Raw genomic sequence first — 20,469 nt, 5'->3', positions numbered from 1 at the left:
ATCGGGGCCTATGCATTGAAAACCTGCTGATAGAAGGCGAGTTCCCGTTGCAGGGCGTCTTCTATGGTTTCGCGGGCGCGGAAGCCGTGGGCTTCTTCGGGATAGACGTGCAGGGCGGAATGTTCGAGTTTTGTGCGCATGGACTCCGCCTGTGACAGGGGAACGACCTTATCTGCCCCTCCATGCAGGAACAGGACAGGAACGGTAATGCCCTCGGCCTGAGTGATGGGGGAACGTTTCAGATACACGGCCTCGTCTTCGGGATAGGGGCCGATCAGCCCGTCCAGATAGCGCGCTTCGAACTTGTGGGTTTCTTCGGCGAGGGCGCGCAGGTCCGTGACGCCGTAGAGGGAGGTTCCGGCGGCGAAGAGATCCGACTGTGCGAGAGCGCCGAGGACGGTCAGGCCGCCGGCGCTGCTGCCACGGATGACGCAGCGGGCGGGGTCGGCGAGGCCGCGGTCGAGCACAGCCTGCACTCCAGCGAGGCAATCTTCGATATCCGCGACACCCCACTGTCCGTCCAGTGCTTCGCGATAGGCGCGGCCGAAGCCGGTTGAGCCGCGATAATTGACGTCTAGGACGGCGAAACCGCGCGAGGTCCACCACTGCACCTTGAACGCGAAGGATGGATTGGCGCGGCCGGTCGGGCCGCCATGCGCCATGACGACGAGTGGTGGTTTTTCGCCATGCTGCAACGCACTGGTGCTGCTGGCGGGAGCGTAGAACAGGGCGTGGGCCAAGGCATGAGCTTCTGCGCCGTTTGCAGTTGGGAACGTCAGCGGGGTGGGGGTTGCGATATCGGCTTTCGTGACGCCGTGCGGGAGAGTGACGCTGATTCGAAAGCGGTCGCAGCCTTTGCCGGGGCGGCCGAAGGCGATGGCGGCGGGGGCATCGGCCGGGGCGTCGATCCAGGCGAACTGCCCGTTTCCGAGAGGTTCGGGGACGTTGACGGGCGTGCCGAGCGCAAGCTCGGTCCAGAGGTCGTTGTCTTCCAGCAGGACGTGGTTGAGGCCGTGGCGGATGCCGAGGGCCAGCAGGCGGTTTTCGGGCAGGGGCGCCATGCTGCGCTGTCCGAACACCCAGTGCGGCAGGCCAATTTCGGCGTTGGCACCGTCAAGGGAGTGGGAGTGCCAGCCTGTCTCGTCATGGGAAAAGCGGATGGGGGTCCAGCGGCCCGAGGCGTCGTACGTGGCGTAGAGCATGCCGTCGGCGGACCAGCAGGGTTCGATGATGCTGCAGGGTTCGGGTCCGGTCAGGTCGGTGACGGGACCGAGTGTGCAAGTTGTGCGGTCGAAGGGGGCGACGGAAAGGGTCGTGGCGGTCCAGGGCATGGCCGGGTCGTTCCAGCTGAACCAGGCCAGAAAGTTTCCATCGGGTGAGGGCCGGGGAGCGGCGTAGAAATCCGCGCCTTCGACCAGCACGGTTTCGCGCCCGTCGGCCTGCACATGGACCAGCGTTGCGACCGGCACGCCGTCGCCGTGGCTTTCACGCACGCAGAATACGGCATCGACAGCGGGATCGAATGTCAGGTCGGCGTAGCGGTGTTCGGGACTTTCACCCGCCGTCGCCCATTGCGTGGCGGTGGTGCCGTCGCTGAACCAGACGCCGCCGCGTTTGCGATCGCTGAAAACGACCTGCGGGGCGTTGTCTTTGGCGTTGTCTTTCAGGCGCACGTCCCATGCGCCGCCGCCATATTCATGCACACGAGTGCCGACCGAGTATTCTGGCGGGATCAGGTCGTGGATGTGGCCTTCAGGGTCGCGGGCCGTGATGACGGAGCGGCCCTGTTCGTCCGGGCGACTTTCAAGCCAAAAGATCCACTCCCCAGCAGTGCGCAGTTCGGAGAAAGACAGTGTGCGTCCAGCCACGAGTTCGGGCGTGACCCAGGACGGCCAGTGTCCCGATAAGGCTGCGGAAGATGCGGGGGAAGGGGGCGTCATTTTTCATCCTGTCTCCGATGCCGTAGTATCGTAGCCCGTGGCACTCTCTTCCGCCACAGCTTGAACAGGACCAAACCGCTGTTTCATCTCAGTCATTTTCTCGATCACATGCTGATACAGTATGGCTATGGCGTCGTCGGCATCACCGTCATGTTCGAGAGCATGGGACTTCCACTTCCGGCGGAGAGCGTCATCATCGCCGCTTCGCTCTATGCGGGCAGCACCCATCATCTTGAAATCCGCTGGATCGCGCTGGCAGCCGTGCTTGGCGCCATCATGGGCGACAATATTGGCTATCTGATCGGCCATCACTTCGGTTACGGCATTCTGAAAAAGCACGGCCAGAAAGTCGGTCTGACTGAAGAGCGGCTGATGCTCGGGCGGTATCTGTTCCGTCGGCATGGCGGGATCGTCGTGTTTCTGGGGCGTTTTGTCGCGGTGTTGCGCGTGTTCGTCGCATTGCTGGCAGGAGCGAACCGGATGCCCTGGCATTCGTTCCTGTTCTTCAATGCGCTTGGTGGCATCTGCTGGGCCGGTGGCTATGCCTTTGTGACCTATGAACTGGGCAAGCAGATCGAGAAGATCACCGGGCCGGTCGGGATCGCCATGGCGGTCGTGGGGGTCTGCTGTCTGATCGGGGCGCTCGTTTTTCTCAAGAAGAACGAGAAGCGCCTGACGGATGAGGCGCTCCGGCAGGCCGAGGAAGACGAAAAGCGCGAGGAATCGCGTGTGGACAAGAAACCGAGCTGACACAGACTGGAAGGACAGACGTCATGACACAGCCCTCCGCTCCCGAGTGGTCCACAGACTCTCTTGAACGTCTGGACGGAAAGACGGCGCTCATCACCGGATCGACCGGGGGGCTAGGGTTCGAGGTCGCCTGCGGGCTGGCAAAGCAGGGTGCTGCGATCGTGCTGAGCGGTCGCAGTCATGACAAGGGACAGGCGGCGCTGGCACGGCTTCATGAGCGCGTGCCGTTCGTCAAAGCGCGGTTCGAACTGCTGGATCTGGCGTCTCTGGCCGGGATCGAGGCGTTTGCGTCCGCGATGCGAAGCCGGGGCGAGCCGATCCATCTTTTGGCGAACAATGCCGGGGTCATGGGGCCTGCGACGCGTCTGACGACGAAAGATGGGTTCGAGTTGCAGTTCGGGACCAACCATCTCGGGCATTTCGCTTTGACCGGACGGCTGCTGCCGTTGCTGGCGGCGGGGAATGCGACGGTCATGACAGTGGCGTCTCTGGCGGCGCTGAAGGGCGAAATCCCGTTTGGCGATCTGAATGCGCGGCATTCCTACAATCCGATGGTGCGGTATCGTCAGAGCAAGCTGTCCAACCTGCTGTTTGCGCTCGAACTGAACCGCCGGGCCGCAAAAGCGCCCTGGCCCATTCATTCGCGTGCGGCGCATCCGGGCTGGGCGGCCAGTGATATCGTCGCGAATAACGGCAGTCTGGACCAGTCCGCCAACAAAGCCGCACGGTTCATGCGCAGTCTGGCACGCAGTGTCGCCGGGCCGGTGTTTCATGCGATGGGGCAGACGGTCGAGGAGGGGGCGTGGCCGCTGCTCTATGCTCTTGCCAGTCCGCAGGCGCATGACGGCAGCTATTATGGTCCGCAAGGGCCGGGAGAACGCCGTGGCGTGCCGGGGATCGCGGGGCTGCCAGCTCTGGCGCATGTACCCGAACTGGCCGCGCGTCTGTGGACCGTCTCGGAACAGATGACCGGCGTAAAATACGGCCTGATCTGAAAGTCATAAAAGTTTTTGGTGAAGCTTTTTTCAAAAAGCTTCAAAGACCGTCACCTTTTTAAAAAAGGCGACACCCAAAAACTTTTATCAAAGACGTCTCTCAGGGGCGGACGATGATCATGATGACGATGACCATCATCAGGATTGTGGGGACTTCATTGGCGGTCCGGTAGAATTTTTCCGGATGCTGGTTGCGGTCTTCGGCGAAACCACGACGCCATGTTCCGCAGGCGCCGTGAAATCCGGCGAGACCGAGGACGCAGATCAGCTTCGTCCACCACCAGCCTGCGTTCCAGTCGATCAAACCGGGGATGGAGGCCAGAGCGCCGCCTGCGAGGAAGGTCACGATCATGGCGGGGGTCATGATCTGGCGCAGGAGTTTGCGCTCCATGACCTTGAACCGCTCGCTTTCGGCCGAGCCCGGTACCACCTGACAGTGATAGACATACAAGCGCGGGAGATAGAACGTCCCGGCCATCCAGGCGATGAACGCCATGATGTGCAGGGATAGGATCCAGCTCTGATACGTCGCGAGAAAATCGGTCATGCGGGTTTCTGACTTTCAAGCGTCCGGTGCAGCAGCGGTACCAGCTCGTCCAGATGGGCGATGCGGACCGAGCCTTCGACGGGCCAGAAAGGCGGTGCAGGCATGTCTTCAGGGCGAAGAAGCACACAGGCCATTCCGGCCTTCCAAGCGGCTTCTGCTCCAGTATCGCTGTCTTCGATGACGACACAGCTTTCTGGCAGAATGCCCTCTGCTTTTGCCGCGTACAGATAGACGTCCGGATCGGGTTTGGGGCAGCCCATGTCATTGGCGGAATGGACGCGTTTTTCGGGGAAATACTGCGACATTCCGGTTTTTTCGAACTTGATTTCCATCTCACGGACGGAAGAATTCGAACCGACGCGAACCGGCAGTCCCAAAGACCGCACACCTGCCAGCATTTCAGGCGCACCGCCTACAGGTTCTGCGATTTTCTGCATCATCTGTACGAGATTTTCGCGCAACATGACTGCCGTTTCTGGCGGGAGCGGATGACCAATTTCGTGTTCGAGTTTGGTTACGATCTGCGGCAGAGCCATGCCTGCGAAACGCTCATGCGCCTCTTCGTCGGAGATGGACATGCCCTTGGATCGGGCGAATTCCGCCGTGGCCCGGCAGGACGGGCCTTCGCTGTCCACGAGAACGCCGTCACAGTCGAAAATGACCAGTTTCAGCTGGCCTGCTGGATCCAGGACGGTTGTCATACAGACCGTACCGCCTCAACGAGGGCCGCCACGTTTTCAGGGGGCGTATGCTGCATGACGCCGTGTCCGAGATTGAAAACATGGGGCTTTCCGCGCATTGCGTCGCGGATGGCCTGGGCTTCGCGGATCATTGCCTCACCGCCGGAGAACAGGATCATCGGGTCCATGTTGCCCTGAAGGGTGAGGCCCGGAACGTCTTTGGACAGCAGTTCGGAAATCTGAGCGGGGTCGGCGACCGTGTCGAGCGCCAGCGTGTTGATGCCGGTTTTCTGCGCGTATTCACGGACCATGATGCCGCCGAGACGCGGAAAGCCGATGAGTGGGGTGTTGGGGTGACGGGCGCGGATGTACGCGACGATCTGGCGCGTCGGTTCGATCACATAGCGGCGGAATGCCGAAGGGGGCAGAATTCCGGCCCAGGAATCGAACAGCATCACCGCTTCCGCGCCCGCTTCGATCTGGCCGCAGAGCATCTCGGCTGTACTCGAGATCAGGGTGTCGATCAGGCGATCGAATAGGGCCGGGTTGGTCTGCATCATGCGGCGGGTTTCGGCGAAATCCCGCGATCCACCGCCCTCGACCATGTAGCAGGCGACCGTGAACGGGCTGCCTGCGAAGCCCAGAAGTGTCGTGACGTCGGGAAGCTCTTTTGCGAGGCGGGACAAGGTCTCGCGCACGGGTGCGACGGCGTCCTGTACGCGCTTGGGATCAAGCCGGGCGAGGTCGGCTTCTGAACGGATGGCGCTGAGGACCGGGCCACGGCCGTCGATGAAGTCCAGGGACTGACCCATGGCCCAGGGCAGGATCAGGATGTCGGAAAACAGGATCGCGCCGTCCATGCCGTAGCGGCGGATGGGCTGGATCGTCAGTTCGGTGGCCATGTCCGGGGTCATGCACCGGGTCAGGAAGTCGGCCTTGTCGCGCATGGCGCGGAATTCGGGGAGATAGCGGCCTGCCTGACGCATGAGCCAGACCGGAGGCGGCCAGATGGCTTCACCACGGAGGGCCCGCAGAAGGGGCTTCGAAAGCGGTTTCGACGAGGGTGAGGAAGGTGCGTTTTCCGAAATCATGCCGCCCACTAATCATAAAAGAAAAAAGAAAGAAATGCTGGAGGTTAAGATGATCCCTGTGGATACCGGGGTACCCGGCTTTCTGAAAATGTACCCCGTCTTGTTCACACTGTGTACAACTCTGGAAGCCGCAGTCTGCAAGGGAGTCGTTGATTCTATCCCGAATTGCCCACAGAGAGGCTGTGTACAACCCCCAGTTATGGCTGGTGTACCGTACAATCCACGGTACTCGGTACTCTTTTCGGGAGGGCAGGTACTATCCCCATGTACCCCAGTACTGACGCAATGCCTTCACAGGGTTTTTTGCAGTACTCGCCCTCGTTCTTACAGTCGATAGTACGGAGTCGTACATTATGATGTCTTTCAGTACTTCCCTGATTCTTGCCAGCGGCTCATTAGCCCGGCGGATGCTTCTCGAAAATGCGGGTCTTACGGTGCAGGCCAGACCGGTCGATCTCGATGAGGAGGCGCTGCGGCAATCCTGCGAGGCGCAGGGGCAGACGCTTTCGGAAACGGCGATTGCTCTGGCGGATGCGAAAGCAAACCTTGCGACACGGGAGGCGGGGTTTGAGGACCTGACGGTTGCGGCGGACCAGATTCTCGATCTGGACGGGGTAGCGTTTGCCAAGCCGGGTTCCGTGGCGGAGGCGGGGGAGCATCTGCGTCGGCTGCGGGGGCGGACGCATGTTCTGCGCACGGCGGTCGTTCTTTATAAGGGGGGCGAGAAAATCTGGGAGCATCTGGCATCGCCGCGTCTGACGATGCGGGAGTTTTCGGAGGCGTTTCTTGAGGCCTATCTGGAGCGGGAAGGAGCGGCGATCCTGTCCTGTGTGGGGGCGTATCGGCTGGAGGGCCCCGGAATACAGCTTTTTTCGGCGGTTGAAGGGGCGCAGGACGCTGTGCTGGGGCTGCCGCTGCTTCCCTTATTGGAGGAACTGCGCAGGCTGAAGGCGCTTGACGCTTGAAAAACTGCTGTCAAAATCTGTTTTTCAGGCTTGTCAGGGCGAAATCATGACGATATACCGCCCTCATCCGGCTCCGTCCCAAAGGGGCCGCAGATGAAACATGTGGGGCCATAGCTCAGTTGGGAGAGCGCCTGAATGGCATTCAGGAGGTCGTCGGTTCGATCCCGATTGGCTCCACCAGTTTCCTTCCCTCTTAAAAATCTGGAATTTCTGGTCCGGTTCTGCCACGGTTGATCTGTGTCTGTTGACGCGGACGTTCAGCTCTCATACGGCAGTCGGATGCAGACCGGAACGCCTTACGCCTCTTTGCCGACCCTCATGGATGCTGACCAGCGGTCGCTCTGGGGCGGCTGGCTGACGCGGACGGTGCTGCCGTTCTGGAGCGATGCGGGGTTTGATCGCACAAAGCGCCTCTATCATGAGCGTCTGACGTTTTCCGGGGAGCCTCTGGTTCTGGAGGCGTCGCGGCTGATGGTGCAGGCGCGGCAGATTTCGACATTCTGTCGGGCGGCGCTGGACGGGCTGCATGAGGCGTCCGGGCAGGCGCTGGTCTGTCTGGAAGAGGTCGAGCGGCTTTATCGCCATCGGGACGGACAGGCGGGGTGGATCTTTTCCGTCGCACCGGATGGAACTCCGGTCGGGACGAAGCGGGACCTGTATGCGCATGCCTTCATTCTGTTTGCTTATGGCTGGGCGTATCGCCTGAGCGGCAATCCGGATTTTCTGGCGGTGGCGCGGCAGACCGTGCTGGAACTGCATCAGATTTTCCGGGCGGAGCATGGTGGGTTTCTGGACGAGGTGCCGCTGACGGGGGCGGTGCGACATCAGAATCCTCATATGCATCTGCTTGAGGCGTTTCTGGTGCTGTTCGAGGTTTCGGGGGACAGCTTTTATCTGGACGAGGCGCGGTCTCTGGTGAGGCTGGCGTTGGGGAAGCTCATCCAGCCCGGATCGGGGGCGCTCCTTGAAGATTTCATGACAGACTGGCGTCCGACGGCCCCCGCGGGGAGTAATCGTGTGGAGCCGGGGCATCTTTTCGAATGGTCCTGGCTGCTGCGCGATTATCTGCGTCTCGAGCCGGGGGCGTCCGAGGCCGAGGCGATTGGCCGGGCGGCGGAAGGGCTGTTTGCGTTCGGAATGGCGCATGGCGTAGCGCGTGTCTGGGAAGGCACCGTCGTGCGGGATGCCGTGACGGATGGGGGGCAGACCGTTGAAAATGCAACGCGTATCTGGCCACAGACCGAGCTTTGCCGTCTGCTGGTGTGTCGTAACGAGAGGCCCGATATCCTGCGGGGGCTGACAGATCAATTCTTTGGAACGTTCAGTTCCGATCAGAGCAGTGCTTTGTGGGTCGATCGTTTCGACGCCTTCGGAAACGCGACAGTCTCGGACGTGCCGGCCAGTTCGCTCTATCATATTTATGGTGCGGCGCGGGAGTTCTGCGGACGCTAGACGGGTGAACCCGTTGCAATCCTATGTTAGCGTCACTTTCGGTAAACATGTCGGCAGCGACGATGACTTCTGACAGGTGCTGCCCTGAGCGTCTTCTGAAGGAGAAATAGGATGCGTTACTTAAACGGTCTCTTCGCAGGTCTGGTGGCCACTGCTCTGATTGCGTCTTCAGCCCAGGCCCAGTCCATTCCGGGTGTTGGCAATGCGGGCAATGCCATGAGCGGCATGTCAGGCATGAGTGGCATGACGGGAGGCAGTGGCCTCATGAGCAGTGTACTGCCGAACGTGTCTTCCGCCAGCACGGGGAATGTCGCGGGTGTTCTGAGCTATTGTGTGCAGAACAACTATCTGAGCGGCAGCAGCGCCACATCGGCTCTGAGCAGCCTGACGGGCAAGCAGGACGTGACGTCCTCCAGCGATTATGCCGCCGGGCAGCAGGGGCAGCTTCTGACGGGGGGCAGCAATCCGCTGTCGCTGTCGAGCCTCAAGGGGCAGATGAAGCAGAAGCTGTGCAGCATGATCCTCAGCCGCGCCCAGAATCTTCTCTGATCTGTTCTGCTCTTATTTGATCCGGCCCGTCATGGATCATTTGTGACGGGCCGGGTATTTCCGGAAAAAGGACTGCTGGATCAGTGAAGTATCTCGTTACGGGTGGGGCCGGGTTTGTCGGAAGTCATCTGGCACAGGCTCTGGTGGATGCCGGACATGAGGTTGTCGTTCTCGACAATCTGAGCACAGGCCATCGGGCGGCCGTGCCGCAGGGCGCACAGTTTATTCATGTCGATCTGGCAGATGCCGAGGCGACGGACCGGGCGGTGGCTTCGGGGCAGTGGGATGCGGTTCTGCATTTTGCTGCACTGTCGCTTGTGGGCGAAAGCATGAGCCAGCCTTTCCTCTATCTGCGCCGGAACTACATTACGGCTCTGAACCTGATCGAGGCCTGCACGCGGCATGGCGTGAAGCGCTTCGTGTTTTCCTCTACGGCGGCTTTGTTTGGTGGCGATGATCGTCCGCCGCTGATTTCGGCGGATGCGCCGGTTGATCCGGGATCGCCTTATGGCGAGAGTAAGTATCTGATCGAGCGTGCGCTGGTCTGGGCGGACCGGATTTGCGGTATGAAGAGCGCGTGCCTGCGCTATTTCAATGCGGCGGGTGCGGATGCACAGGGACGTCTGGGTGAGGATCACCGGCCGGAGACGCATCTCATTCCGTTGACGATCGACGCGGCCCTGGGTCGTCGTGCCGGGCTGAAGCTGTTCGGGAATGACTATCCGACGCGCGATGGCACCTGTGTGCGCGACTATATCCATGTGACGGATCTGGCCGATGCACATATCCGCGCGATGGGGCAGCTCGATGAGCGGTCCGTGACGTATAATCTGGGCAATGGTCTGGGCTTTACCAATCTGGAAGTCGTTCAGAGTGTCGAGCGCGTCAGCGGCCGGAAAGTGCCCTGGGAATGGGCGCCGCGCCGTGGGGGAGATCCGGCGGTTCTGGTGGCGGATTCTTCGCAGATCCGCAAGGAAACGGGCTGGGACCCGAAGTTTAGCCAGCTTGATGATATCGTCGAGACGGCCCTGCGCTGGCGTGTGGACCATCCGGACGGATATGGCGCCGCTTAAAGGGGTTTGACCAGATCGGCCACGAGGCCATCAGTGGCGGTCAGGGCATCCTGCGGGGATAACGCGATCAGAAGGCCTTGACTTCCGCCATTGATGACGACGGGCGGGCCGTCCATGCCGCATTGCTCAAAGGCCGTGGGGACGGCGCTGCGTTGTCCGAAAGGGCTCACGCCGCCGATGCGGTAGCCGGTGCGCTGTTCGGCATCGGGGCGGGAGAGCATCTTGGCTTTCCGGCCTCCAAAGGCCTGTGCCACGCGGGCGAAATCCAGTTCGCGATCCGCAGGCAGCACCACGCAGGCGGGGCGTCCGTCGATCTGAACCATCAGGGTCTTGAGGACGTGATCCGGCGACAGGCCCAGCGCTGCGGCGGCGGCCACGCCAAGTTTTCCTGCTGAGGGGTCATACTCATAGACATGGCGTTCATAGGAAATGCCGAGAGCGTCCAATGTCAGGGTCGCGGATGTGTCCTGCACGTGTCCTCCTGTCCTTTGCGGTCATCATGAGGGGTTCAGGATGGCAGGCGGCCGCGTCCGATGCTAGGGTTGGGGCATGATTAACCCTGTGGTTTGTTCATAATCATGGCTGGCGGTCTGCTGGCCTGCATGCTGGCTTCGGCTTTGCATTACCATCTGCCGCCGCGCATCCTGCCTGCAATCCAGCGGGTTGAGGGCGGGACGATGGGGCATGTCAGCAGCAATACGGACGGCTCGGTTGATATCGGGCTCATGCAGATCAATTCGCGCTGGATTTTGCCGATCGCGTCCATGACGCATCAGCCGGTGTCGCAGGTTGCGGCGCGTCTGGCGCTGGAGCCGTGTTTTAATATCGCGGCGGCGGCGATGATCCTGCGCAGGGCGCTGAATGAGGAGCATGGCAATCTGATGAAGGCGATCGGGGATTACCATTCCCGCACGCTGCCGCTCAATCTGAATTACCAGCGCAAGGTTGTGGCCGCGGCGGCGGCACTTTATCTGCGTCAGGGATAAGACGATCCGGTGAGGATGGTCAGGCCGCAAATGTTACTTTATAACACCTGAGCCTTGACCCCTGCCCTGAGGACCATGATGCGTTTTTTTCCAGCTTTGTTGCTGGCTGCACTGATTTCAGGATCTGTAGCCGTCGCTCAGGCCGAGCCGTCGCCCGCTCCCGTGCGTGTGGTGTGCGTTGAAGCAGCCTGGTGCGATGTGGCGGCGCAGATTGGGGGGACGGATGTGCAGACGCAGGCCCTTCTGGCGACACCGGGAATCGATCCGCATGATCTGACGCCCTCGCCCTCCATGGCGCGCGCCATGGCGGGGGCGACCATCGCGGTCGTGAATGGTGCGACCTATGACGACTGGGCGCTTCCCTTTACGGCTTCCGTGCCGGAGCGGATCGTGGTGGCGTCTCTGGCGGGGTGGCGGCCTGGCGATAATCCGCATCTCTTTCTCGATCCGGCCGCGGTGGGGAAAGTCGCACAGGTCTTTGCGGACAGGCTGTCGCATCAGCCGGGAATTTCCGCACCGGCCGTGGCAGAGCGGCTGGCGGCGTTCCGCAAGCAACTGGATGGCGTGACGGATCGGTTGGCGGCGATGAAGGCCCGTCATGAGGCTGTGCCCGTGGCGGCGGTGGAGCCGGTCGGGGAGACGTTGCTCCGGGATGCAGGGCTGGCTGTTCTGGATGAGAATTTTGCGCTCTCGATCATGAACCATGCGGAGCCGTCGCCGCGCGATGTGGCGCAGGTCGATATGTTGATTGACGGTCGTAAGGTGCGGATGCTGATGACCAATCCGGCGATTCATTCGCCGCAGATCGACCGGCTGGTGGACCGGGCGCAGGCTGTGGGCTTGCCGATCGTGGCGATTGGGGAGACTTTGCCACCGGGTCAGTCCTGGCAGGGCTGGGTTCATGGCATTCTTCAGACGGTGGAGCAGGCGCTGGGTGATGGCGGAAAATAAGCGGGTCTGCTGTCAGCCGGAGCGCGGGCTGGTTCTGCGGGACGTGACGCTGACGGCGGGATCGACCTGCGTGTTGCGGGATGCGTCCCTGACGGTGCCGCTTTCGGGCATCACGCTTTTGTCGGGGCGGAACGGAGCGGGGAAGTCCACGCTGCTGCGGGCCATGCTGGGTCTGATCCCGCTTCAGGCTGGCGAAATTCTCACACATGGTTTGCCGCCGACGCAGGCGCGTCAGCATATTGGTTATATGCCCCAGAGTGTGACGGATGCGGCGTTGCTACTTCCGGCGGTCAGTCATGTGCGCGCGGCGGTGGACGGTGTGCGTTGGGGACTCCCGTTGCGTCTGCGGGCTCGGCGGGAGGAAGCGGACCGGCTTCTGGCGCTGACGGGGGCTGCATCATTTGCGCACCGTCCTTTGGGACTGCTGTCCGGCGGGGAGCGTCAGCGGGTTGGGCTGGCGCAGGCTCTGGCGGGCAGTCCGGATCTGCTGTTGCTGGATGAACCGCTGGCGGCGCTCGATCAGGCGGGGCAGGAGCGGACGGTGCGTCTGTTGCGGGATCTGACGGAGCGTCTGGGGATTGGGATTGTTCTGACGTCTCATGAAACCGAGGCTCTGTCCGGGGCCGTGACGCGGGGTGTGCAGCTTGCGGACGGGGGGCTGCATGTTCGAGTTTGATTTCATGCGCCATGCCTTTGTGGGCGCGGCGGTTGTTTCTGTTCTGGCGGGGACGGTGGGCTGGTTCCTGATGCTGCGGCGTCAGGCGTTTGCGGCCCATGCGCTGTCGCATATCGGATTCAGCGGTGCGGCCGGGGCGGTTTGGCTTGGCTTTCCTCCGCTTTCGGGAATGGTGGTGTTCAGTCTGATGGCGGGGTTCGTTATCGGGGCTGAGCGCGAAGGGGAGCGCGGTGTTCCCGCCCAGCGGGACAGCACGATCGGGCTTGTGCTGGCGGCCAGTCTGGGGCTTGGGGCGTGGTTCCTGCATATGAGCAACCGGGGCTCCAGCCTTGCGACTACGCTACTGTTTGGGGATGTTCTGGGCATTGATGTGCCGACGCTGGAGGCGCTGTGTGGGGTCGCCGTGCTGTGTCTTGGACTGCTGGCGTTTCTGGGGCGCAAGCTGCTGTTTGCCAGTCTGGCGCCGGAAGTGGCGCGAGCGCGGGGTGTTCCGGCGCGGTTAGTCTCTGTGGTGTTCATGGCGGTGGCTGCGCTGGCCTGTGCGGCCTGTGCGGAAGTAGCCGGGGCGCTTCTGGCGTTCAGCCTGATGATCGGGCCTGCCGCGACAGCGCTGAAGCTCGGGCTTGGACCGCTGGCAGGGATTGCCGTTTCGGTCGGGCTGGCGCTGGGATTATCGTGGGGTGGGCTGATGCTGTCCTGGGTGACGGATGCGCCGGTCCCGTTCTGGATCGGGCTTGGTGCTGCCCTGTCTTATGCGCTGGCCGATCTGTGGCGGCGGTTCAGAAGTCCGTAGCGCTCGTCAGCTTGAAATGCACCAGAGCGATGAATGCAGCCAGCACCACATGCATGATGATCAGCGCTTTCGTACCGATAACGGGAACATCGTTGGTTGTATCAGGTGTCTGCATGGCGAGTATCCTGACGATATTGGGGGGGAATAGTCAATCCTGAACGTGTCTCTGATGTATTTTGTGGCTGTTTTCTGCCGAACCTGAAAAACCAATCGTTTCGTGGTATGTTATCCCCCTATGGAAAACGATACGAAAACAGTCCGAACCGGACGGGAGCATATTGATCCCGCGTCCATCGAAGTTTCTCCCAATGCCAAGCTGATGCTGATTCTGGCCGCTGTGGTTGCTGCGATTTGCGGCGGTCTGTATGGCTATGACACCGGCATCATCTCGGGCACGTTGCCTCTGATCGGGGATGATTTCCATCTGAATGCCACCATGAAGGAATGGGTTGCGTCCGCGATCCTTCTTGGGGCGATATTCGGAGCCTTCGGCGCGGGTAGCCTGTCGGAGAAATTCGGTCGACGGAACACCACCTGTATGGTGAGTGGTCTGTTTGTCGCGGGGGCGACGGCGTGTTCGCTGGCGCCGGATGTCTGGAGCCTGATTGCGGCGCGTTTCGTGCTGGGGCTGGCGGTTGGTGGTTCGACGCAGGTCGTGCCGATGTATATTTCCGAACTGGCGCCGCAGGAACGTCGTGGCACGCTGGTGACGCTGTTCAATGTGGCGATTGGTCTGGGCATTCTGATTGCCAACATCATCGGCTTTACCCAGCGTGTGGCCTGGGGCTGGCGTCCAATGGTGGGGATTGCAGCCATTCCGGCAGCGATCGTGTTTGTTTCCATGTTCTTCATGCCAAAGAGCCCGCGCTGGGCGGCTGAGAATGAAGGCATGAAGAGTGCCATCATCCAGCTTGGGCGCATCCGTACGACCAAGCGGGCCATTCGTCGGGAAGTTCAGACCATCCGCGAAAATGCGGAAGGGATCGAGCCGAAGAACCGCGGCTGGCGCGGTCTGTTCCAGCCTTGGGTGCGTCCTGCGCTCGTGGCGGCGCTCGGCGTTGCGTTCTTCACGCAGTGCGGCGGGCTGGAAATGATGATCTATTATACCCCGACCTTCCTGAATGATGCGGGTTTCGGCACGTCTTCCGCCCTTCTGGCGTCGCTGGGTGTGGCGGTGATTTACTGCATCATGACGTTTCTGGGCTGCATGTTCGTGGACCGGATCGGTCGTCGTCGTCTGATGCTTATCATGGGACCGGGAGCTGCGTTGTCGCTTGTGGGGCTTGGTGTGATGTTCCTGAGCCATCCGACTCCGGGCAGCACGGGGGCCTATCTGATCGTGGTGTTCCTGCTGCTGTTCATGATGTTCAATTCCGGCGGGATTCAGGTGTGTGGCTGGCTGCTGGGGGCGGAGATGTTCCCGCTGTCGATGCGCGGACAGGCAACGTCGCTTCATGCTGCGACGCTGTGGGGGGCTGATCTGCTGGTGACCAGTACGGCGCTGAGCATGGCGGAAGCCATCGGGCTGAGCTGGACGATGTGGTTTTATGCGTTCGTCAATCTGGCGTCCGTGATCTTCGTGTTCTTCTTTGTGCCGGAAACGGCGGGTGCGTCTCTGGAAGACATTGAAGAGGCGCTGGTTGAAAAGCGCTTCCGTCCCACGCGCGGAAATACGCGGATCGTGGAACGTGAGGACGAGGACGTCGAAGCCGCTGCATGATACGCTTTCCCCTTCACGCAGAAGGGGAACCAACCATGACGGATGTTATTGCACAGAGGGTTGCTGCCGCACGATGTGGCAGCAACCCTTCTGTTATCGGGCGGATGAAATCGGGCTGGCTGGTGATCGGAGAAACGCAGCCTTTGCCGGGATATTGTCAGCTCCTGGCCGACCCGGTTGTGCCGACGATCAATGACCTGCACGGCGAGGCACGGGCACAGTATCTGGCCGATATGGCGGCGGTCGGGGATGCGCTGCTGGCGGTAACCAATGCGGTGCGAATCAATTACGAGACATGGTGCAATCTGGCGCCATCCCTGCATACCCATATCGTGCCGCGCTATGCGTCGGAAGATCCTGAAAAAGCCATGCGTCCGGCTGGGACGGTTTATGATTACGATGCGGCACGACCGTCCAGTGTGGAGCACGACGGCCCGTTTATGGAAATCCTCCGTCAGTATTTGAAGTTAAAGGTCTGAGATTAATAAAATAGAAATCACATCGGCTGGCGGATGAAGGGACAGGGCAGTCTGCAGCCATCTTCTCAAAATTCACTCTGGAAAATTTCTCATCGGAGAGAAATGAAAATATAGCCGATGTATCCAATTTTCTGGTTAGGAGATGTATCTTTATCGATCTGAAAAATATTGAATAGATGGCACAGGTATTATAATAACTTATTTTTAACGGCAAATATGAAAATTATCATACTATTCTTTGGTTAGAATTTTGTGCCAATATCTAGAGACGAGGAAGAATGCATTTCGGGAACAGGACAATGAAAAAGGACAGTATTTTTATGGAGGAGTGGTGGCTTGATTGTGTAACGGAAGGAAAAATAGAGTTTATAAATTATACTCATAGCAATAAATTGAATATAAACCTTCCAATATATAAAATAAAAAATCTGGGTATGACAAGTATTTCGATGCCTCCATATACAAGGACTTTCTCCCCACAGTTCGATATTCCAGAATCAAAGCCCTTTAAAAAAGGACAGAACATACGACGTCTGGTGGAAGGGTTGGTTCAAAATATACCGAGCTACAGTAATTTTAGATTATCATTTGATCCTCACGATGAAACTCTTTTTGCATTTGAACTGGAAGGATTTAACATATCCAATCAATCTACATTCCAGTATGATTTTAATGTTGATTTAGAAGATGCGTGGAATAATCTCGATCAAAAAACTCGAAATCTAATTCGAACTACTGATAAATTGTTGGAAATTCGAATTGAGAGTTCAATAGATTCCTTCATTTTTTTATCAAAAAAACAAAGAAATGAAGAGAGTACACATAATTATAAATTATTGGAAGAAATTTGCAGGCAATGTCTGCTTAGAGATCAATTGGTAACGGTTGTTGCGTATAAAGGACATATCCCGGTTGCGGCATCAATTGTAATATGGGGAGAAAATATTATGTACTTCTGGCAGTCAGCAAGAGATACGAGTTTTTCTTATGCAGGAGCAAATTCATTATTGCTGTGGGAATGTATGAAACTGGCTTCTTCAATGGGGAAAATTTTGGACTTTGATTGCTATGGAAGTGTTTCAAGCGCTAAATTTTTGGCTGGATTTGGCCTATGTCCCATCTCTAGGCCTGTAATTTACAAATACACCCCTTGTTATGGAATAATGAAAGAAATAAGAAGATTATTTCCTGGGTAGAATTAAAAATAAAATATTTTATATGTGAATTATAATTATTGTGTTTGATTGGTAGTATTTATTATTCAATATGCCTGTTATTTTGGAAGCAGGCCGCATGCCCTTCAAGCGAAGATACTCGCTATTAAATTTCGGAAATAGACATCTAACGTGAGAACAGGAACCAGAGCCGGAAAACTACAGTTTCGGAGAAGCGCTGTCGTCGGAGGGACGAGTATCTGAAAAGGATACGGAGCCGGGCGGGGAATGTCCGGGCAGCGGCGATGGTCTTCAGCAGACGCAGGGCTGGGGGCGACAGGTTTTCCGGCTGGCTCAGAAGATGTGTCACGTTGGAGTGGAAGATCGTCATGAACGCCCGTGGGCCACGGCGGCAGGCTGCCCAGGCGCGTCTGATGAACGAGCCTGTGGCGCCGACCGTATTATGGGCGTGTTGCCGATAATAGCTGACGCAGCGGTTGTCGAATATGACTTCTCCACCGGCTGCCGTTGTCAGGAGATAGGCCCACCAGTCATGCAGGATTGATGGCGGTGGTGGGTTGTTCCGCAACAGGGTGTGTGTCGCCGCATTGAGCAGAACCGTATGGCCGGTTGCGATGTTCTGCGTCAGGGAGGCCGGGAAATCGGGTTTGCGCCGCAGGGTTGAAGATTTCTGGAAAATGACGAGGTTCGCATTCGTCAGATACTGTCGGGCGCAATACAGAAGCGGTATTTCGCCCAAGTATCGGCGGGCGGCCTCTTCTGCGGTATCCACGGCCCATTCGAGTTTCTGGGGTTCCCAGATATCATCCTGATCGGCGAAAGCGATATACGGCGTGACTGGGACCGTATCGAGCAGATGAGCGTAGGAACCGGCGACGCCGAGACGTTCGTGACGACTGGTGATCTCGATGCATCTTCCCTGTCCGGGGCCTTCGGCAAAAGCCTGCATCCGGTTTCTCGAAGAGTCAGTGGAAGCGTCATCTCGCCAGTATAGTGTCCAGTCCGGGTGGGTCTGGGCCAGGATGCTCGCAAGCTGCGCATCCAGATAGGCTTCTCCATTATACAGTGACAGGAGAATGGCGACCTGACGGGTAGGTTCGGTCCTTTTCTGTGTCATGTTTCGGCACCCGGGCTTAAGGCCGAAAGATGGAGAAAGGGAATCATTCAAACGCAACGCCAAGGAGAGAGACAGTCGGTTGCCCTCCCGCCGGGAGAGGGCAACAGCCGGTCAGGCTTCAGAAAACAGCTTGTGAACAGTACGCGTCACGCTGTGGCGCCAGTCTGGCATCTTTACGCCGAAAACGCGATGGAGCTTTGAATTATCCATTCGGGAGTCTTGCGGACGTTTGGCAGGAGTGGGCCAGTCCTCGGTGCGGATGGCGTTGACCTGCGGCATGGTCTGACCATGTTTCGCGGCTTCTTCCAGAGCGGCGACGGCGAGGCCGTGCCACGTGGTTTCGCCGGTGCCGCTGGCGTGGAAAATGCCTCGATATTGCGGCTTCCAGCCATCGCGTTCGATCAGAGTGATGATGGCAAGAATGGCTTCTGCCAGATCGTCCGAACTGGTCGGGTTGCCGCTCTGGTCTCCCACGACCTTGAGCACGGGGTTTTTGGCACCCGCATTGATCATGGTGCGCACGAAGTTTTTGCCATGGGCGGAATAGACCCATGACGTGCGCAGGATGATGCTCTTGATGTTGGCACTCAGGACAGCCTGTTCGCCTTCGGCCTTGGTGCTGCCATAGACGGTCTCAGGAGAGGTAGCGTCGTCTTCAGTGTAGGGCGTGCCCTTGTCACCGGAGAAGACATAGTCCGTTGAGACATGAATGAACGGGATATCTGCTTTGGCGCAGGCCGCAGCAAGCGCTGCCGGGCCGGAATTGTTTGCGCGTTCGGCTCCGTCCTTTTCCGTTTCGGCCAGATCGACGGCCGTCCAGGCTGCCGCGTTCACGACGACCGACGGATTGTATTTTTCAACGATAGCCGCGATCGTTTCCGGATGGTCGAAATCGAACTCCGGCCGCCCAACCCGGATGATGCGCTCATCTCCAAGATTCTGGAGGGAGGTTGCAAGCTGACCGTTGCCGCCCGTGACAAGAATGGGACCTGTGCCTGACATGGGCATGCTCACTTTTCGTACTGGAACCAGTCTTTGGATTCCGAGAAATGGGGTGCGACCAGATCCTTCTCGGACAGGACGGCATCAGCTTCGGAAACGGGCCAGTCGATCTTCAGTTCCGGGCAGTTCCAGATAACCGCGCGTTCGGAGACCTTGCTGTAGAGCGCGGTGCATTTGTACTGGACTTCGGTATTTTCTTCGAGCGTGACGAAGCCGTGCAGGAAGCCGGGCGGAACCCAGAGCTGCGACCAGTTTTCAGCAGACAGTTCAGCACCGACCCATTTGCCATAGGTTGGCGAGCCTGTGCGGGCGTCGACAGCCACGTCCCAGATCGCACCGCGCGTGACGCGCACCAGCTTGCCCTGTGCGTGGGGAGCCAGCTGGCAGTGCAGGCCGCGGACGACGCCTTTCTGGCGTGACAGGCTCTGATTGTCCTGAACGAAGGGCAGGGCGATGCCGGCGTCGTTCATGCGATCCACATTATATGTTTCGGAGAAGAAGCCGCGATTGTCACCAAAACGGGGAGGCGTAACGAGAATGACCTCTGGAATGGAAAGACGTTCGACCTTCATGCTGAAATCCTGCCGTAAAAATTTCTTATAAAAAATGGTTCCGGCTGCGTATTTCAGCAGACCGGAACCGTAGAAACAAAATCAGCTGTCAGCCAGTTCCAGAAGCAGGCGGCCGAGTTCGGTTTTGCCCATCTTCTTTGCATGATCACGAAGCTGGTCGGCGTTGATGAACTTGTTACGGAAGGCAACTTCGGCAGGAGAGCCGACCAGCATACCCTGACGGGACTGGATGGTCTGCACGAAGGTTCCGGCCTGCATCAGGCTGTCAGGCATACCGGCGTCGAGCCATGCACAGCCGCGACCCAGACGGTCCACCTGAAGGGTGCCTTCTTCGAGATACATGCGGTTGAGGTCAGTGATTTCCAGTTCGCCACGCGGGCTTGGCTTCACCTTCTTGGCGAAATCCACGACGCGGTGATCGTAGAAATAAAGACCCGTGATGGCCCAGTGGGATTCGGGGTGGGTCGGCTTTTCCTCGACCTTGAGAGCGATGCCGCTTTCGTCGAAGGAGACCACGCCGTAACGCTCCGGATCGCGGACCTGATAGGCGAAGACGGTGGCACCTTCAGGGCGGTTGGAGGCCGCACGCAGCAGGACGCCGAGATGTTCGGAGAAAATCAGGTTGTCGCCCAGCGCAAGTGCGCAGGGTGAACCCTGAATCCAGTCTTCGGCGATCAGAAACGCCTGTGCCAGACCGTCCGGCGTGGGCTGGACGCGGTATTCGAAGGTGACGCCGAACTGTGAACCATCGCCCAGCAGGCGCTGGAACTGCGGCATGTCATGCGGCGTGGTGATGATCATGATGTCCCGGATTCCCGCCAGCATCAGCGTGGAAAGGGGATAGTAGATCATCGGCTTGTCATAGACCGGCAGCAACTGCTTGGAGGATGCCATCGTCATCGGATACAGGCGTGTGCCCGAACCGCCGGCAAGGATGATGCCCTTCATGGGTTTGG

23 protein-coding genes and 1 tRNA gene are annotated in these 20,469 nt (G+C 59.0%); 14 read left to right on the top strand and 10 right to left on the bottom strand.

All coding sequences use genetic code 11. The annotated features are described in order from the left end of the window. Nucleotides 1–8: 8 nt before the first annotated feature. Nucleotides 9–1,940 carry a prolyl oligopeptidase family serine peptidase gene (locus HKD21_RS09420; protein ID WP_194255452.1) on the bottom strand — a complete coding sequence of 644 codons (1,932 nt, stop codon included), beginning with the start codon at nt 1,938–1,940 and terminating at the stop codon, nt 9–11. Between the two features lie 108 nt (nt 1,941–2,048). On the opposite strand from HKD21_RS09420, the gene HKD21_RS09415 reads away from it, so the two are divergent. Both HKD21_RS09415 and HKD21_RS09410 read left to right on the top strand, forming a co-directional pair. Beyond that, a complete protein-coding gene (locus tag HKD21_RS09415; protein ID WP_228121270.1) occupies nt 2,049–2,690 on the top strand; it encodes a DedA family protein in 642 nt (213 codons plus the stop codon). Nucleotides 2,691–2,713: 23 nt separating this feature from the next. After that, nucleotides 2,714–3,685, top strand: a complete 972-nt coding sequence (locus HKD21_RS09410) for an SDR family oxidoreductase (protein WP_194255451.1) — start codon at nt 2,714–2,716, stop codon at nt 3,683–3,685. Nucleotides 3,686–3,785: 100 nt separating this feature from the next. Here HKD21_RS09410 and hemJ read toward each other — a convergent pair whose 3' ends face one another. Genes hemJ through hemE form a run of 3 tightly spaced genes read right to left on the bottom strand, consistent with a single transcriptional unit; the run spans nt 3,786 to nt 6,003 of the window. Further along, nucleotides 3,786–4,232, bottom strand: a complete 447-nt coding sequence (hemJ, locus tag HKD21_RS09405) for a protoporphyrinogen oxidase HemJ (RefSeq protein ID WP_194255450.1) — start codon at nt 4,230–4,232, stop codon at nt 3,786–3,788. Further along, on the bottom strand, nt 4,229–4,933 hold the full coding sequence (locus tag HKD21_RS09400) for an HAD family hydrolase (protein WP_194255449.1): 705 nt from the start codon (nt 4,931–4,933) through the stop codon (nt 4,229–4,231). The genes hemJ and HKD21_RS09400 overlap by 4 nt, the downstream gene beginning before the upstream one ends. Next, entirely contained in the window at nt 4,930–6,003 is a 1,074-nt protein-coding gene (hemE, locus tag HKD21_RS09395) for a uroporphyrinogen decarboxylase (RefSeq protein WP_194255448.1), read from the bottom strand. Before hemE ends, HKD21_RS09400 begins: the two co-directional genes overlap by 4 nt. Before the next feature lie 353 nt (nt 6,004–6,356). Between hemE and HKD21_RS09390 the strand changes: the two genes are divergently transcribed. The 5 genes from HKD21_RS09390 to galE all read left to right on the top strand — a co-directional run bounded on the left by HKD21_RS09390 (nt 6,357) and on the right by galE (nt 10,042). Then, nucleotides 6,357–6,968 (top strand): Maf family protein, encoded by a 612-nt coding sequence (locus HKD21_RS09390; RefSeq protein WP_194255447.1) that lies wholly within the window; start codon nt 6,357–6,359, stop codon nt 6,966–6,968. Nucleotides 6,969–7,072: 104 nt separating this feature from the next. After that, nucleotides 7,073–7,148: transfer RNA gene (locus HKD21_RS09385), tRNA-Ala, on the top strand. A 57-nt stretch (nt 7,149–7,205) separates the two neighbouring features. Continuing rightward, nucleotides 7,206–8,420 carry an AGE family epimerase/isomerase gene (locus tag HKD21_RS09380; protein WP_322782923.1) on the top strand — a complete coding sequence of 405 codons (1,215 nt, stop codon included), beginning with the start codon at nt 7,206–7,208 and terminating at the stop codon, nt 8,418–8,420. 111 nt (nt 8,421–8,531) lie between these two features. After that, on the top strand, nt 8,532–8,969 hold the full coding sequence (locus HKD21_RS09375) for a DUF2501 domain-containing protein (RefSeq protein WP_194255446.1): 438 nt from the start codon (nt 8,532–8,534) through the stop codon (nt 8,967–8,969). Between the two features lie 83 nt (nt 8,970–9,052). Beyond that, nucleotides 9,053–10,042, top strand: a complete 990-nt coding sequence (gene galE, locus HKD21_RS09370; protein ID WP_194255445.1) for a UDP-glucose 4-epimerase GalE — start codon at nt 9,053–9,055, stop codon at nt 10,040–10,042. Here the strand turns inward: galE and HKD21_RS09365 are convergent. After that, nucleotides 10,039–10,515: a YbaK/EbsC family protein gene (locus HKD21_RS09365; protein ID WP_194255444.1), complete on the bottom strand. Its 477-nt coding sequence runs from the start codon at nt 10,513–10,515 to the stop codon at nt 10,039–10,041. The two genes, galE and HKD21_RS09365, sit on opposite strands and share 4 nt — an antisense overlap. Before the next feature lie 105 nt (nt 10,516–10,620). Between HKD21_RS09365 and HKD21_RS09360 the strand changes: the two genes are divergently transcribed. The 4 genes from HKD21_RS09360 to HKD21_RS09345 all read left to right on the top strand — a co-directional run bounded on the left by HKD21_RS09360 (nt 10,621) and on the right by HKD21_RS09345 (nt 13,448). After that, nucleotides 10,621–11,028, top strand: coding sequence for a lytic transglycosylase domain-containing protein (locus tag HKD21_RS09360; RefSeq protein WP_194255443.1), 408 nt, complete (start codon nt 10,621–10,623; stop codon nt 11,026–11,028). A gap of 75 nt (nt 11,029–11,103) precedes the next feature. Next, nucleotides 11,104–11,979, top strand: a complete 876-nt coding sequence (locus HKD21_RS09355) for a metal ABC transporter solute-binding protein, Zn/Mn family (protein WP_228121268.1) — start codon at nt 11,104–11,106, stop codon at nt 11,977–11,979. After that, nucleotides 11,966–12,655 carry an ATP-binding cassette domain-containing protein gene (locus HKD21_RS09350; RefSeq protein WP_194255442.1) on the top strand — a complete coding sequence of 230 codons (690 nt, stop codon included), beginning with the start codon at nt 11,966–11,968 and terminating at the stop codon, nt 12,653–12,655. The genes HKD21_RS09355 and HKD21_RS09350 overlap by 14 nt, the downstream gene beginning before the upstream one ends. Further along, nucleotides 12,642–13,448, top strand: a complete 807-nt coding sequence (locus tag HKD21_RS09345) for a metal ABC transporter permease (protein ID WP_194255441.1) — start codon at nt 12,642–12,644, stop codon at nt 13,446–13,448. Before HKD21_RS09350 ends, HKD21_RS09345 begins: the two co-directional genes overlap by 14 nt. On the opposite strand, the gene HKD21_RS14500 is transcribed toward HKD21_RS09345, so the two are convergent. Beyond that, the gene (locus HKD21_RS14500) at nt 13,435–13,563 is read right to left on the bottom strand and encodes a hypothetical protein (protein WP_265588984.1); all 129 of its coding nucleotides are present in this window, start codon (nt 13,561–13,563) and stop codon (nt 13,435–13,437) included. The genes HKD21_RS09345 and HKD21_RS14500 overlap by 14 nt on opposite strands. Before the next feature lie 120 nt (nt 13,564–13,683). Between HKD21_RS14500 and HKD21_RS09340 the strand changes: the two genes are divergently transcribed. The 3 genes from HKD21_RS09340 to HKD21_RS09330 all read left to right on the top strand — a co-directional run bounded on the left by HKD21_RS09340 (nt 13,684) and on the right by HKD21_RS09330 (nt 16,843). Next, complete coding sequence (locus tag HKD21_RS09340) at nt 13,684–15,168, top strand: sugar porter family MFS transporter (protein WP_194255440.1); 1,485 nt, start codon at nt 13,684–13,686, stop codon at nt 15,166–15,168. Nucleotides 15,169–15,203: 35 nt separating this feature from the next. Next, nucleotides 15,204–15,647: an HIT family protein gene (locus HKD21_RS09335; RefSeq protein WP_194255439.1), complete on the top strand. Its 444-nt coding sequence runs from the start codon at nt 15,204–15,206 to the stop codon at nt 15,645–15,647. Between the two features lie 299 nt (nt 15,648–15,946). Beyond that, nucleotides 15,947–16,843, top strand: a complete 897-nt coding sequence (locus tag HKD21_RS09330) for a GNAT family N-acetyltransferase (RefSeq protein ID WP_194255438.1) — start codon at nt 15,947–15,949, stop codon at nt 16,841–16,843. A gap of 145 nt (nt 16,844–16,988) precedes the next feature. Here HKD21_RS09330 and HKD21_RS09325 read toward each other — a convergent pair whose 3' ends face one another. The 4 genes from HKD21_RS09325 to rfbA all read right to left on the bottom strand — a co-directional run bounded on the left by HKD21_RS09325 (nt 16,989) and on the right by rfbA (nt 20,461). Next, nucleotides 16,989–17,939: a glycosyltransferase gene (locus HKD21_RS09325; protein WP_194255437.1), complete on the bottom strand. Its 951-nt coding sequence runs from the start codon at nt 17,937–17,939 to the stop codon at nt 16,989–16,991. A 111-nt stretch (nt 17,940–18,050) separates the two neighbouring features. Next, nucleotides 18,051–18,941 carry a dTDP-4-dehydrorhamnose reductase gene (gene rfbD / locus HKD21_RS09320; RefSeq protein WP_194255436.1) on the bottom strand — a complete coding sequence of 297 codons (891 nt, stop codon included), beginning with the start codon at nt 18,939–18,941 and terminating at the stop codon, nt 18,051–18,053. A gap of 8 nt (nt 18,942–18,949) precedes the next feature. Then, on the bottom strand, nt 18,950–19,513 hold the full coding sequence (gene rfbC, locus HKD21_RS09315; RefSeq protein WP_194255435.1) for a dTDP-4-dehydrorhamnose 3,5-epimerase: 564 nt from the start codon (nt 19,511–19,513) through the stop codon (nt 18,950–18,952). Nucleotides 19,514–19,594: 81 nt separating this feature from the next. Then, on the bottom strand, nt 19,595–20,461 hold the full coding sequence (gene rfbA, locus HKD21_RS09310; protein WP_174694242.1) for a glucose-1-phosphate thymidylyltransferase RfbA: 867 nt from the start codon (nt 20,459–20,461) through the stop codon (nt 19,595–19,597). Nucleotides 20,462–20,469: the final 8 nt, after the last annotated feature.

The organism is Gluconobacter cerevisiae, from assembly GCF_015244675.1.
In the GTDB taxonomy this organism is placed as follows: Bacteria; Pseudomonadota; Alphaproteobacteria; order Acetobacterales; family Acetobacteraceae; genus Gluconobacter; species Gluconobacter cerevisiae.
Note: the sequence above shows the minus strand (reverse complement) of the source record. Positions and strands in the feature narration are given on the sequence as shown.

What these genes read in the sequence shown, in the direction of transcription:
- HKD21_RS09350 (WP_194255442.1), top strand. Translation starts at nt 11,966, where the DNA reads ATGGCGGAAAATAAGCGGGTCTGCTGTCAGCCGGAGCGCGGGCTGGTT.
- rfbD (WP_194255436.1), bottom strand. Translation starts at nt 18,941, where the DNA reads ATGTCAGGCACAGGTCCCATTCTTGTCACGGGCGGCAACGGTCAGCTT.
- HKD21_RS14500 (WP_265588984.1), bottom strand. Translation starts at nt 13,563, where the DNA reads ATGCAGACACCTGATACAACCAACGATGTTCCCGTTATCGGTACGAAA.
- hemJ (WP_194255450.1), bottom strand. Translation starts at nt 4,232, where the DNA reads ATGACCGATTTTCTCGCGACGTATCAGAGCTGGATCCTATCCCTGCAC.
- hemE (WP_194255448.1), bottom strand. Translation starts at nt 6,003, where the DNA reads ATGATTTCGGAAAACGCACCTTCCTCACCCTCGTCGAAACCGCTTTCG.
- rfbA (WP_174694242.1), bottom strand. Translation starts at nt 20,461, where the DNA reads ATGAAGGGCATCATCCTTGCCGGCGGTTCGGGCACACGCCTGTATCCG.
- rfbC (WP_194255435.1), bottom strand. Translation starts at nt 19,513, where the DNA reads ATGAAGGTCGAACGTCTTTCCATTCCAGAGGTCATTCTCGTTACGCCT.
- HKD21_RS09340 (WP_194255440.1), top strand. Translation starts at nt 13,684, where the DNA reads ATGGAAAACGATACGAAAACAGTCCGAACCGGACGGGAGCATATTGAT.
- HKD21_RS09390 (WP_194255447.1), top strand. Translation starts at nt 6,357, where the DNA reads ATGATGTCTTTCAGTACTTCCCTGATTCTTGCCAGCGGCTCATTAGCC.
- HKD21_RS09355 (WP_228121268.1), top strand. Translation starts at nt 11,104, where the DNA reads ATGATGCGTTTTTTTCCAGCTTTGTTGCTGGCTGCACTGATTTCAGGA.
- HKD21_RS09335 (WP_194255439.1), top strand. Translation starts at nt 15,204, where the DNA reads ATGACGGATGTTATTGCACAGAGGGTTGCTGCCGCACGATGTGGCAGC.
- HKD21_RS09400 (WP_194255449.1), bottom strand. Translation starts at nt 4,933, where the DNA reads ATGACAACCGTCCTGGATCCAGCAGGCCAGCTGAAACTGGTCATTTTC.
- HKD21_RS09420 (WP_194255452.1), bottom strand. Translation starts at nt 1,940, where the DNA reads ATGACGCCCCCTTCCCCCGCATCTTCCGCAGCCTTATCGGGACACTGG.
- HKD21_RS09410 (WP_194255451.1), top strand. Translation starts at nt 2,714, where the DNA reads ATGACACAGCCCTCCGCTCCCGAGTGGTCCACAGACTCTCTTGAACGT.
- HKD21_RS09375 (WP_194255446.1), top strand. Translation starts at nt 8,532, where the DNA reads ATGCGTTACTTAAACGGTCTCTTCGCAGGTCTGGTGGCCACTGCTCTG.
- HKD21_RS09325 (WP_194255437.1), bottom strand. Translation starts at nt 17,939, where the DNA reads ATGACACAGAAAAGGACCGAACCTACCCGTCAGGTCGCCATTCTCCTG.
- HKD21_RS09345 (WP_194255441.1), top strand. Translation starts at nt 12,642, where the DNA reads ATGTTCGAGTTTGATTTCATGCGCCATGCCTTTGTGGGCGCGGCGGTT.
- HKD21_RS09415 (WP_228121270.1), top strand. Translation starts at nt 2,049, where the DNA reads ATGCTGATACAGTATGGCTATGGCGTCGTCGGCATCACCGTCATGTTC.
- HKD21_RS09330 (WP_194255438.1), top strand. Translation starts at nt 15,947, where the DNA reads ATGAAAAAGGACAGTATTTTTATGGAGGAGTGGTGGCTTGATTGTGTA.
- HKD21_RS09360 (WP_194255443.1), top strand. Translation starts at nt 10,621, where the DNA reads ATGGCTGGCGGTCTGCTGGCCTGCATGCTGGCTTCGGCTTTGCATTAC.